The organism is Streptomyces sp. NPDC033131, from assembly GCF_055578365.1.
The window spans coordinates 52,651-64,942 of record NZ_JBVIPA010000010.1 but is presented as its reverse complement, the minus strand read 5'-3'; the positions used below and the strand labels follow the sequence as shown (position 1 = coordinate 64,942).

Genomic DNA, 12,292 nt, shown 5'->3' with positions numbered 1-12,292 from the left:
TACGGCCCGGGTCTTTCGCTGCCGCCGGCCAGCGGCATCGCACTGGAGTGCGTATAGGCACTGGGATCCCGGGCCGCTCCCCCTCGGGCTACGGAGCGGCTGGGAGGGGTTCTGTAGGGCGGGGTCGTCACCTGATGACGACCCCGCCACTTTGGGCCACCCGGGCCAGGGATGCCGTGCCAGCTCTTCCTTAGAGGTCGTTCCTTTGGCCTGGTGGCAGGCCTTTCGGTCTTTCCTGTCGATGACGAGTTCACACCGTGGCCGCCAGCTCCTCAGGCCAGGTCGGACGGGGCGTGACGTCGGCGCGTCGCAGGAGGGCGGTGGATCGTTCGGCGGCGGCCTCGGCGACGGCGGCGAGGTCGACGCCGGTCGGTCGGCGGTCGCGGACGACCACGCGGCCGTCGACCAGCACGTCACGGACGGTCCGCGACACGTGACCCCAGACGAGCTGGCGGGCCAGGTCCCCCCGGGGCATCCAGGCGGGGTCGTGCGTGTCGAGTACGACGATGTCGGCCGCCTTGCCCACCTCCAGGGAGCCGATCCGCTCGCCGAGACCGATCGCCCGGGCGCCGTCGATGGTCGCGAGCGCGAACGCCTGCTCGGCGCGGACCGGGTCGGGCAGGTCACGGTCGCGTTCCAGGGCGGCGAACAGGTAGGCGGTCAGGAGGACGTCCGGTGCGTCGCCGGCGTTGTGGGCGTCGCAGCCCAGTGCCACCCGGCCGCCCCGCCGCACCAGCTCTGCATGGCGCGACGCTCGCGTGTAGCCCTGGGCGAGACGCAGATAGGCCCCCGGGCAGGACACGACCGCGGTACCGGTGTCGAGGATCGCCTCGACCTCCTCGTCGTCGAGCCACACGGCGTGCCCCAGCAGCAGGCGCGGGCCGAGTACGCCCAGCTCGCGGAAGTGCGCCACCGGCCGGCGCCCGCAGCGCTTGGCGTAGGCCTCGACGTCGGCGGGTCCCGGCGAGACGTGCCAGGTCACTCCTGTGTCGAGCCGCTCGGCCAGGCTCGCCGCTCCGGCGAACAGCTCGTCGCTGACCAGGTCGTGGCCGACCAGCGTCAGCCACCCGGTGACCGGCCCGGTGGCCGGCAGGGACCGGACGATCTCCTCCTGCCGGGCGAGCATCTCGTCCGCGGGGGCACTGAACGGCACGCCCTCGGCGTCCCAGCCCCAGCCGCCGACCCGCGCGCGGATACCCGCGGCGCCCAGCCCTGCGACGACTCGTTCCGGGAAGGCCGTCGTACCCGGCTCCAGCACCGTGGTGATGCCCCGGGTCAGGCACTCGACGGCGGTGATGGTCGCGGCCAGTTCGTCGTCGTCGCCGTCGGCGCGGGTCTGCAGCGGGACGATCCAGTCGAAGATCGACTCGTGCGAGCTGATGTGATCCGGGATGACGCTGCGCACGAGGGGGTCGACGGTCATGTGCTGGTGGGCGTTGACCAGGCCCGGGATCACGACACAGCCCGAGGCGTCGATCTCCTGCGCACCCGGGAAGCGGGCGCGCAGGTCCTCGGCCGTGCCGAGTGCGGCGATGCTGTCCCCGGACACGGCGATCGTCGCACCGGTGAGAACCCGCCGGGCGGGGTCCATCGTGACGACGTCGCCGCCCACCATCAAAAGGTCGGTCATGGCTCGATCACTGCCTTGCCAACCGCCTGGACCTGTCGCGGGGACATGGCCTCGGGCCCCCCGAAATCGGTCTGCATCATGGCTTGCACCGTGCTCCCCCTCACCTTCAGCTGTCTCGCATTGCGAGCCGATGGAACGTATTGCGATGCACTCTCGCCTCCGCCGACGGGTGCTGTCAACGCCCTTGTGGAACATCTTGGTTACGTCGGTGTTCGCCTGTCCGTAAGGCTGACAGCCCATACTGCGGCAGGTAGACGCGCTGGTGAACGCGCAGGTAGGGGTGAACAGGCAGGCAGGGGTCGCCGTCGTACGGCGGACGCACCCGCTCGACGATGGCGTTCGCGACGGACTCGCCGCCGTCGCCGCCGACGCACTGACCCTGCTCCCGCAGGACGAGGCCGGGCTACGGGAGGGACCACCGTGACTCCGGTGCTCGCACCCAGGAGCTCGTACTGACGGCCGCCACGAGGGCGATACTCGCCGCGGCTGCTGTCCAGCCCCGCGTCGCCCCGTCCACGTCCAACCGGCCCCGGGGACGCCCTTCCCCGAGTCGATCGGCCCGGAGCGGCCGCCACACTGACGGCGCGCCCTTCCATATCGAATTGCATGATGCCGTATCGCATTGCTTGACGGTCCGTGTGGAGCCCCTTACTCTCCGGACCATGAGCAGGGCGACCTCCACGACGCGGGCAATACCACCCTTTGGCCGCACGGTGCAGGTTTGGTGCGGCTCGGCGTCGCTGAGGCGATCGAGCTCTCGACTACCACGTCGGGCTCGCCTTCGAGGAGCACCACACACGCACGCCTACCTGCGTGCCGGCCTCAAGCACCACAGCGTCGAGCTGACCGAGTTCCGCTTCGGAGCCGTCGGCCACCACGTGGCACCGCCGACGACCTCGGCGTCAGGGCGCCCAGTGCCGCATCCGCAAGTGAACATCCCGGCCCGGCACTGCCCGGTCCGGACAACCCGCACCACAAGGAGGTTCCCACACCATGACCACCTCGCTGGATCTCGGACCCGCGACCGGACCCGCCGCCTGGCGGGGCGACGAGCTGGCCGGTTCGGACGCCTGGATCCACCACCTCACCCCGGAAGAGGTCGCCGAGCTGGAGGCGGTCGGCCGCCGGTTCGTGGACGACGATCCGGATCTGCGCACCGTGCGGCCCGAGGACTACCCGCTGGATGTGTGCGCAGAGCAGCTCCGTAGCACCGCACAGGAGCTGGACCGCGGTCGCGGCTTCATGCTGGTGCGCGGTCTGCGGACCCAGCACTACTCGGACGCGCTGTCCGCCGCGATCTTCTACGTGATGGGCCTGCACCTCGGTGAGCCGATGCGGCAGAACGAGCTCGGCGACCTGCTCGACCACGTCATGGCGACCACCGACAAGACGCTGGACGACCCGTCCGCGCTCGGGTCCCGTACCCGCGACAAGCTCAACTTCCACTCCGACAGCTCGGACATCGTAGGGCTGATGTGCCTGCGGCCGTCCAAGGGGGGCGGCGCAAGCAGCCTGGTCAGCGGCGCCACCCTCTACAACGAGGTGCTCGCCCGCCGCCCCGACCTCGCCCCGCTGCTGTTCGAGCCCTTCCACCACGACTGGTACAAGCAGGACCACGACGCCCCGCAGCGTTACTACACCTCGCCGATCTGCAGTTGGGTCGACGGCGTGTTCAGCATCTACGGCGGCAACCGCATGATCTTCTCCGCGCAGGACTACCCCGAGGTCCCGCGGCTCACCGAGGCGCAGATCGAGCTGCTGCACCTGATCGACGACATCGCCCGCGAGCCCGGCGTGGCGCTCGACATGGACTTCCGCCCGGGCGACGTCCAGTGGCTGCTCAACTACGCCGCGATGCACTCCCGCACCGAGTACCAGGACTTCCCGGAACTGCAGCGACGCCGCCACCTGCTGCGGCTGTGGCTGCGCCACGAGAGCGGGCGTCCGGTCGTCCCCGGCTTCGGCAGGAACGTCGTGCAGGGTCGCACACAGACGCGCACCGACGGCGACACCGACGACCGCGGCAACTTCTCCATCCGCACCGCCTCCATCCCCCGCCTGGACTGGGGCGTCTGACCCCACTCCCCGTCACACCTCCGCTGGAGCACACCATGTCCCTGCGCACGGTCCTCTCGCGCGTGCCCGTCGGTGCGACCGCGGTCATGTCCTCGCCGGGACACCGGAACACCGGAACTCCGTGCTCCACGACGAGGAAGGCTCTGCCGGGCACACGATGAGGTTCCGTGTCGGCCGCTGCCCAGGGCAACCGACTAGGCCTCGACCCACGAGCCGTCTCCGAGCCTTGGTCGCCGACGGAAGGCGTTCGCCGCCCGACTACCTGGCACCGGCCGGCTGCCGCATGGGTCCAGCGGTGGGCGGGCGCCCGACGCCGGACCGTGCGCTGGCCGGTCCCCACTCGACTCCGACGCAGTAGGCGCTCCGGCGGCGATACGTGTCTCCCCCAACGTCCAGCAACGCTCACACGGTGACGTATTAGCCGGTCCCAGGTGGTCATTGACTGGCGCACGGCACGGCCAAGCGCGAGACGCCATGTTGTTATGCGAGATGGTTACCGCGTTGACCTCCACGCGAAACACCACAGCAACGGGACGTTCCTAGCGTCTGGCCATCACAACAAGCAAGGTGATCCATGAAATATCCCCCTTTTTCCTCGTCGGCCTTCGGGTCGAATTCCCTGCCGAATCCGATGGCGCAACGACCGTTCCAGATGATTGCCGACGAGAAGGAGGTGGCCTGACATGACCGACCCCGCGATGGATCACGCCGTCACACACAGGCCGGTCACCAGCCCGGTCGACGAGCCGCACACGTACCGCGACGGGCTGTCCTCCATGGTCACGTCGGTCTGCGTGGTCACCACCGAGGTGGACGGGAACCGGTACGGCTTCACCGCCAACACGGTGACCAGTGTGTCGATTGACCCGCCGCTGATATCGGTCTGTCTGGCCGACACGGCCGACGTCCACCCGGCCTTCAGCCAGGCCGAGTCCGTGGCCGTCAACGTCCTGGCGGCCGACCAGGGCCCGGTGGCGAAGACGTTCGGCGCCGGCGCGGAGAGCGGTGCCGTCAGGTTCGCCGCGGTGCCCTTCGGCCGGGGGAAGCTCGGTCAACCCCTGCTCGACGGCGCCACCGTGTCGTTCGAGGGCTCTGTCCATCAGCGCCTCACCGCCGGCGACCACACGATCATCCTGATCGAGGTGGCCGGCGTGGTGGTCGGCGAAGGGGAGCCGCTCACCTATCAGGGACGCCGATTCCACACGCTGAACCCGGTGGAGCCCTCCGCACCGCAGCCGGCTGGAAAGGACCCGTCATGACCACGCCGGACGACCTCGACCCCCTACGGCCCTCCCCGACCCCGTCGAAGACCTCGGCGGACCGTCCGGCACCCGGCCCGCTCACGGACTCCGACCACATCGTCGTCCGAGGACTGAGCAAGACCTATCCGGGCGCGACCCTTCCGGTACTGCATGACATCGACCTCGCCGTGCCGCGCGGGACGTTCATCAGCCTGATCGGCCCGAGCGGCTGCGGGAAATCCACCCTGCTGCGTACCTTCGCCGGAATCGACACGTTCGACAGCGGCGCCCTGACGCTCTTCGGGGCAACGCCGGAACAGGCGTGCGCGCAGAAGACGATCGGACTGGTGCCCCAGACCCCCGCTCTGCTGCCCTGGCTGACGGTACGCAAGAACGTCGCTCTACCATCCAAGATCAACAAGGCGGCGGGCCGGCTCCGCGCACGGCGGGCCGGCGTGGACGGAGCCTCCGCCCCGAACGCGGGACCGCCGCTCACGGCGGATCCGGACCAACTGCTGGAGCTGGTCGGCCTCACCGACGCCGCCGACAAGTACCCCGGCGAGCTGTCCGGGGGCATGCAGCAGCGGGTGGCCATCGCTCGCGCCTTCGGCCTGCGGCCGGACGTTCTGCTCATGGACGAGCCCTTCTCCGCGCTGGACGAGTTCACGCGCGAGGCGATGCGCCTGCACCTGCTCGACATCTGGCAGCGGATGCGCACCACGGTCGTCTTCGTCACCCACTCCGTGGCGGAGGCCGTCACGCTGTCGGACACGATCGTGGTGATGTCCGCCCGGCCCGGCCGGATCCACCAGATCATCGACGTCGGTCTCCCGCGCCCCCGCACGGCGGAGCTGCTTGCCGGCCCGGCGACGCACGCGCTCGAGGACCGGGTCCGGACCTCCCTGCACGACGCGTGGCTGGCCAGCACGCCGCCCACCGACCTGGTTCCCTCGTGACCGCCCCGAAAGGCGTCCCCATGTCCGTTGAGCTGAGCACCGAGGGCGACGCTCCTGCCCCTCACGCCCCCGGCGCGGGCCCGGCCGCGCCCACCGCGGGGCGGGCCCGACCGGCCCGGCGGTCGTGGCCCGCCTGGGTCCGGCCCGGGTTCTGGCTGCCCACCGTGGCCGCGCTGGCCGTGGCCGGCGGTCTGTGGACGCTCATCGCCGCCGGCAACCCCTACGTGCTGCCGCGCCTGCCCGCCGTCGGCGAGGCTCTGGTCGGCGACCCCGAACTGTTCGTGTCCAATGCCGGGGAGACGCTGAAGGTCGCCCTGGTCGGACTGCTGGTCGGCTTCGTCGCGGCGTACGCCGTCGCGGTGGTCACTTCCGAGATCCCGGTGCTGCGCCGGGCGATCATGCCGCTGGCGACCGTGCTCCAGGTCACCCCGGTGGTCGCGCTGGCGCCGGGCCTGGTGGTGGCCTTCGGCTTCGGCCTCATGCCGAAGGTGATCGTCACAGCGATCATCACCTTCTTCCCGGTGCTGGCCAACGTGAGCGCCGGACTGCGGTCGGTGCAGCTGCCCACCCTGCACGTCTTCACCACGCTGCACGCCTCCCGGTTCGAGGTGCTCGTCCGGCTCCGGATCCCGACCGCCGCGCCCTACACCCTGGCCGCCCTGCGGGTGGTGCTGCCGCTGTCCCTGGTCGGAGCGGTGGTCGCCGAGTTCGTCGCCGCCGGGTCGTCCACGGGCCTCGGCACCATGATCAAGAACAGTGCGGCCAACTCCCAGCTGCCTCAGATGTACGGGGCCGTCGGCTGCCTGGCGCTGATCGGCGTCATCACGCTGGTCGTCATCAACGCCGCCGAACGCCGGCTGCTCTTCTGGCACGAATCCCAGCAGGGCAGCAACTCCTGACCCACCGCGCACCCGCTGCCGAACCCATGCCCCGCATCACCAGGCACAGTCCCCGAACGGAGTCCCCCGTGTCCCACACCCCTGTCCAACGCCTCCTCACCGCCCGCCGGACAGCCCTGCTCGCGACCGCTCTCACCCTTACCGCGACGCTCGCCGGCTGCGGCGGCGCCAAGGCTGACCAGTCCTCGTCGGCGTCCACGTCGGCGGCCCCGGGCGTGTCGGCGGAGCGCTGCAAGGAGAACCGTGCCGCCGGACCGATCACGTACCTCACCGGCTACCAGTACCAGGCATCGGTCGGCATCCTCGCCAACATCGCCGCCGACGCCATGGGCTACTACTCCGACCTCTGTCTGGACGTGCGCATCAAGCCGGGCGGTGGCAACACCGGGAGCAACGCCCAGCTGGTCGCCGCGAACACCGCCCAGTTCGCCTCCCTGGGCAACGACGCCGCGCTGCTCCAGTCCGTCGCCGGCGGCATCAACGTCAAGGGCGTCATGACCCCGGGCCACGTGCCGATCGCCACGCTGATCACCATGTCCAAGATCACCAACCTCAAGCAGCTCGACGGCAAGACCCTGGGCCACCATGGCGCCCTGGGACCCGCGCTGCGGGCGATGCTGGTGAAGGCCGGTGTGAAGATCGGTTCCGTCCGTCAGGTGGAGGTCGGGTACGACCCCAGCGTGCTGCCCCGGGGCCAGGTGCAGGCGCTGGCGGCGTACAAGTCCAACGAGCCACTGCAGCTCAAGGCGATGGGCGCCCACATCAAGGAGTGGAACCCGGAGGACTACGGTGTTCCCGGCTCCTTCGGCACAACCATCGTGAATCCCGGCTTCGCCGAAAAGAACCCGCACGCCGTGGAGGACTTCCTGCGGGCCACCCTCCGGGCCGAGGCGTACTGCGAGAAGCACGGCGCCGAATGCGTCGGGTACGCGGCCAAGGTCGCCGGGTCCAGCTACGACGTGAAGCAGAACGAAGCCATCTGGAAGATCGAATCCGGCCTGGCCGACAAGTCGACGCCCAAGGACAAGCCGGCCGGCTACATCGACATCGCCCGCGCGACGGCCGAGGGGAAGACTCTTATAGCCTCCGGTGACCTGAAGAAACTGCCCGCCGTCGAGAGCGCCTTCGACCCCAGCTACCTGAAGGCCATCTACGACGGCACCAAACTGATCTGGCCGGCCGGATAAGACGTCGTTTCAGTTGGTGAGTCGGCGGTAGCTGATGAGGGCTGCGGCGATCCCGACGAAGGCCAGGAAGTGTTCGGCCTTGCGCTCGTAGCGGCGGTGCAGGCGTCGGCAGCCGGCGAGCCAGGACACTGTCCTCTCGACGACCCAGCGGTGGCGGCCCAGCCGCTGCGAGGACTCGATGCCTTTACGGGCGATGCGGTGGCGGATGCCTCGCTTGCGGAGCCATCGACGCAGGTGGTCGTAGTCGTAGCCCTTGTCGGCGTGGAGCTTGGCCGGTCGCCGGCGGCGCGGGCCGCGTCGCGAGCGGATCGGTGGGAGTACCGCGTACCAGCGGCTTCAGGCCGAGACTGTCGTGCACCGAGGCACCTGAATACACACGCCACGGCCGTCCACTTCCCGCAGGAAGTGGACGGCCGTGGCGTGTGTGCGGACGTCAGATCGACTCAGCACTCCTGCCAGATTCCGTCGGCGAATGTCGCGAACGCGTCCTTGGTCTTCGGTCCGGCGATCCCGGTGATGTCAAGGTTGATCCCGTTGCGGCCGTCCAGGAAGCGCTGCAGCGCCCTGATCGTGTTCGGTCCGACGACCCCGTCGACGGCGAGTGCGACATCGCCGTTATGGCCGTAATAGTTGAAAAACCTCTGCGCGGCCTTCCAGCTGTCGGTACCCAGCTGCCCGTCGATCGTGCCGGGGTTGAAATTCCAATAGCGCAGGTAGCACTGCCAGTTCTTCGCCTGCCGGGTGTTCAGCCCCAGGTTGTTCACCGCGAGCGTGCCGACCTCACCGGTCACCGCCTGCTGCTGGGCCGGCGCGGGGGCCGCCATGGCCGTGCCCGCGGTGGCAAGGCCGCCGGCGGCGATCCCGACCGCGGTGGTGGCACTGACGAGTGCCTTCGTGAGAGCTCGCATGCTGTTTTTCCCTCCGTTGACGTGCGATGAACGGAACCGACCGCACCGGCCGGCTCCGCAACGAGACTGCGGCTTCGGCGCGATGTCCGGCCACAGTTGCCGGAGAAGTGGCCTCATCCCGGGACGTCCCAGGCGCTGACCTGCTGAAACGTTGCCCGCCGAGTCCCTACGGCGGGACGACCGCGAGTGGGCGGACGGCCGATTCTGCAGGAGGCCGGGACCCTGTTCGCCGTGCCGGCCGATGCAGAATGAGGCCGGGACATGGGGGGCCGGGCAGAACCTGCAGCCTGCGCGAAGTGGCCCACATGTGCCTCCCCTTTGAGGAAGGACGGCGCTGGTACTACCTCGACGACGCCGGCCGTGACCACGAACTGGTGCGCACTCGCCGCACTGACACCGAGCTGCGCATCGACATCGTGGCCCTGCCCCTACGCCGCTACCTCGCCGTGCGCAGCCGCCTGCTGGTGATCCAGCGCGACCGGATCACCAGGCTCGATCACGTACCCGACCCTGCGATCGAACGCAGTCAACCGCACCGAACTGCAGCACTTCTCCTTCCACTTCCACAGCGGAGACATCCACTCTTTGGATCACCCGGGCTTCGTACGGCTGGTCGGGAAACAGATCGTCCTGCCCATCGACGCAGCACCCGTCGACCTGGCTCGCCCCCACACCTCCGAACGCCGGTTCCCGGAATTCAAGATCCGCGACTGTGGGGAATCTCCATCGGCACCAACCCCGACGGTCTCATCGAGGTCTACCTCGGAGACCTCGGGCGCGACCTGCCGGCCGAAGAACACGATCACTGGCTCAGTTTCAACGCCCCTCCCAGCGGAGGCCGCGACGAGGGCCGTTTCGACCGCGACATTCTCGGCCGGTGGACCGATGGGCCGCCCGACCCGCTACGTCGGTTGTTCGCCGCACGGGAGCACTTCAGCACTGCCCTGGGCGCGCTTCTTGGGCAAGCGGCCTATACGCCATGGCATCCCGCCGGCCAGATCGCCTGCGAGGGCCTGCACCTGCCCACCAGCAGTGAGCAGCACGAAGCCGACACCCTCATACTGCTGCTCGCCAAAGGCGTCATCGACTACCTGGCCGTCAAAGCCCTCCGGCGCCTTCTCGGGGTGACCGATTCCAAGGCGCAGAGCATCAACTGCCTCGAAGCGTGGGTCGCCGCGAGCGGAGGTGACAGCGACACGCTGACCCGTCCGTTGCGCATCCTGCACGGCCTCCGTTCCACGGGCCCTGCTCATCTGCGCGGCACGGACTGGCACGCCACCCTGACAGGCGCTGGCCTGGACGGACTGAGACCCGATGAGCAGTTCGTGCAGGTACTCACTCTGACCGGTGATGCCCTCAGCGCGCTCGCCCTGTACGCCGAATCCCAGCATCGGACGGCGAGACACTCCCCCGGCTCGTCACTACGCTCGTAAGGAGGCGGCGGAGCTCGCTCGAGACCGTCGGCGCGAAGCCGCCGTCCGACCGGTGAGGAGCGCAGCCATGACGACGCAGAACAGCACGGCCGACGCCGACCGTGCGCTGAAGGCCAAGCACCGCGCGATGTGGGCCCAGGGGGACTACCCGTCCGTGGCCTCCGAGGTCATCCCCGAACTGGGGGCGGCCCTGGTCGAGGCGTGCGGCGTGCGCCCCGGCCAGCGGGTCCTGGACGTCGGGGCCGGCTCCGGCAACGCCGCGATCCCGGCGGCCCTCGCCGGCGCGGATGTCGTCGCCTCCGACCTGACCCCCGAACTGTTCGAGGCCGGCCGGCTATGGGCGGCCGAGCAGGGCGCGCCGCTCACCTGGCAGGAGGCCGACGCCGAGGCCCTGCCGTTCGGCGACGCGGAGTTCGACACCGTGCTGTCCTGCGTCGGCGTGATGTTCGCCCCGCACCACAAGCAGGCCGCCGGCGAAATGGTCCGGGTCTGCCGCCCCGGCGGCACCATCGGCCTGCTGAGCTGGACGCCCCAGGGGTTCATCGGCCGGATGTTCGCCGCGATGAAGCCCTACGCGCCGCCGCCCCCGCCCGGTGCGCAGCCGCCCCCGCTGTGGGGGGACGAGGACCATGTGCGCGGCCTCCTCGGCGACCGGGTCACGGACGTGCGCGCCGAGCGCCGGACGGTCCGGATCGACCTCTTCCCCACGCCCGAGGCGTTCCGCGACTATTTCAAGGAGCGCTACGGCCCGACCATCTCCGTCTACAAGAACATCGCGGACGAGCCCGACCGGGCCGCCGCCCTGGACCGGGACCTGGCGGCCCTGGCCCGCGACGGAAACCTGGCGGCGGGGCAGGACGGGACGGTCATGGAGTGGGAGTACCTGCTGGTCACCGCCCGCCGGGCCGACTGACGCCCGGCCGCGGTACCGGGGCCGGACGGCGCACAACTGCCGTACGACCGTGGCACGAAGCCGGTCCTCCCCCGGTCGGATCTGCGCCGCATTCGAGCGGGTGGGCGGCCCGCCGAAATATTGACAGATCGCCCCATACCGCGCCGCGCTACGCCCACTCCATGCCCAGCTCCCGCGGTGCGTGTCCAGACGTGGTTTTTCTGATCAGTGGGTGGTGGTCCGGCCTGCGTTGATCAGTTTGCGGTGAGTCTGCGGTCGGGGGATCGCGGAGCGTCAGTAGTTGCGTTGCTTGGGGTGCTGGGCTGGGGGCGGGGATCTGATCTGCGGCTTTGTCAGTCAGTTGGGTGGGTGATCAGGTGGTGTCAGCTGCGCTGCGCAAGGTGCAGGTTCAGTGATCGTTGGTATGCGGCGGCGCTTGGACGAGCCGCTGTTGTCCGGGGGCGGCTGGGGCACACCTGTGTTCGAGTGTCGCCGGCGGATGGGCTCGCCTGTGGGTCGAGCTGCGGCGTGGGGGCGGCGGCTCGTTGGCTGGATGCCGGACGGCGTCCGATCCGTGATGTGACCTGTGAGGGCCACGGATCGTTATGGCGAGGCGACGCGGCGGGGGCCTGGCGTGCGCACGGCCGGTGGATCGTCTCGCGTTTCGTCGCTGGCGAGGATCGTCGAGGAGTGGACCTGGACTCGGCCGGCGAGTCACGGCGACGAGTGTCGGCAATGACGAACACGGAAACGAGGGCACGGAATGCCTTGACGTGTTCGGCAGCGGGGAGACCCGGCAGTGGACGCGGTCAGAAGCGGAATTGGAAGAGAGGCCGCCGTCGTAGAGGCGATCGGTCGGGCGTGGTTGGCGTATGTAGGGAGTGGGGTCGAAGCCTCGGCGGGTGGCCTTGTCGAGGTCGTCGCTGTTGAAGGTGGCGATGTACTGCAGCTCTTCTTCGCGGGTGACGTCGGCGGCGAGCGTGAGGGCGGCGAGTTGGCGGTCGTCGACGCCATCGAAGAGGTAGCCGTCGTGGACGAGGAAGTCAGGTCCGCGGCCGTGGCGGTGGGCC

Annotated in this window: 10 protein-coding genes and 2 pseudogenes; 8 read left to right on the top strand and 4 right to left on the bottom strand. The window is 69.7% G+C overall.

Translation table 11 applies throughout. The features are described 5' to 3' along the window. Positions 1 to 250: 250 nt before the first annotated feature. On the bottom strand, positions 251 to 1,630 hold the full coding sequence (locus tag ACZ5XS_RS15280) for an amidohydrolase family protein (protein ID WP_468651377.1): 1,380 nt from the start codon (positions 1,628 to 1,630) through the stop codon (positions 251 to 253). Positions 1,631 to 1,892: 262 nt separating this feature from the next. On the opposite strand from ACZ5XS_RS15280, the gene ACZ5XS_RS15275 reads away from it, so the two are divergent. From ACZ5XS_RS15275 to ACZ5XS_RS15250, 6 genes are all read left to right on the top strand, one after another. Beyond that, positions 1,893 to 2,054, top strand: coding sequence for a hypothetical protein (locus tag ACZ5XS_RS15275; RefSeq protein WP_468651375.1), 162 nt, complete (start codon positions 1,893 to 1,895; stop codon positions 2,052 to 2,054). Between the two features lie 569 nt (positions 2,055 to 2,623). Beyond that, on the top strand, positions 2,624 to 3,706 hold the full coding sequence (locus ACZ5XS_RS15270; protein ID WP_468651373.1) for a TauD/TfdA family dioxygenase: 1,083 nt from the start codon (positions 2,624 to 2,626) through the stop codon (positions 3,704 to 3,706). Positions 3,707 to 4,389: 683 nt separating this feature from the next. Then, positions 4,390 to 4,965 carry a flavin reductase family protein gene (locus ACZ5XS_RS15265; protein ID WP_468651371.1) on the top strand — a complete coding sequence of 192 codons (576 nt, stop codon included), beginning with the start codon at positions 4,390 to 4,392 and terminating at the stop codon, positions 4,963 to 4,965. After that, positions 4,962 to 5,903, top strand: coding sequence for an ABC transporter ATP-binding protein (locus tag ACZ5XS_RS15260; RefSeq protein ID WP_468651370.1), 942 nt, complete (start codon positions 4,962 to 4,964; stop codon positions 5,901 to 5,903). The genes ACZ5XS_RS15265 and ACZ5XS_RS15260 overlap by 4 nt, the downstream gene beginning before the upstream one ends. Before the next feature lie 20 nt (positions 5,904 to 5,923). After that, positions 5,924 to 6,802 (top strand): ABC transporter permease, encoded by an 879-nt coding sequence (locus tag ACZ5XS_RS15255; RefSeq protein WP_468651368.1) that lies wholly within the window; start codon positions 5,924 to 5,926, stop codon positions 6,800 to 6,802. A gap of 68 nt (positions 6,803 to 6,870) precedes the next feature. Then, entirely contained in the window at positions 6,871 to 7,989 is a 1,119-nt protein-coding gene (locus ACZ5XS_RS15250) for an ABC transporter substrate-binding protein (protein ID WP_468651366.1), read from the top strand. A gap of 9 nt (positions 7,990 to 7,998) precedes the next feature. Here the strand turns inward: ACZ5XS_RS15250 and ACZ5XS_RS15245 are convergent. Beyond that, positions 7,999 to 8,359 (bottom strand): annotated as a pseudogene (locus ACZ5XS_RS15245) (transposase); the annotation flags it as partial. Positions 8,360 to 8,432: 73 nt separating this feature from the next. Continuing rightward, positions 8,433 to 8,897, bottom strand: a complete 465-nt coding sequence (locus ACZ5XS_RS15240; protein WP_468651364.1) for a peptidoglycan-binding domain-containing protein — start codon at positions 8,895 to 8,897, stop codon at positions 8,433 to 8,435. A gap of 296 nt (positions 8,898 to 9,193) precedes the next feature. On the opposite strand from ACZ5XS_RS15240, the gene ACZ5XS_RS15235 reads away from it, so the two are divergent. Both ACZ5XS_RS15235 and ACZ5XS_RS15230 read left to right on the top strand, forming a co-directional pair. Continuing rightward, positions 9,194 to 10,330, top strand: coding sequence for a hypothetical protein (locus ACZ5XS_RS15235; protein ID WP_468651362.1), 1,137 nt, complete (start codon positions 9,194 to 9,196; stop codon positions 10,328 to 10,330). 67 nt (positions 10,331 to 10,397) lie between these two features. Continuing rightward, positions 10,398 to 11,243: a class I SAM-dependent methyltransferase gene (locus ACZ5XS_RS15230; protein ID WP_468651360.1), complete on the top strand. Its 846-nt coding sequence runs from the start codon at positions 10,398 to 10,400 to the stop codon at positions 11,241 to 11,243. A gap of 388 nt (positions 11,244 to 11,631) precedes the next feature. Here ACZ5XS_RS15230 and ACZ5XS_RS15225 read toward each other — a convergent pair. After that, positions 11,632 to 12,276 (bottom strand): annotated as a pseudogene (locus ACZ5XS_RS15225) (DUF2326 domain-containing protein); the annotation flags it as partial. Positions 12,277 to 12,292: the final 16 nt, after the last annotated feature.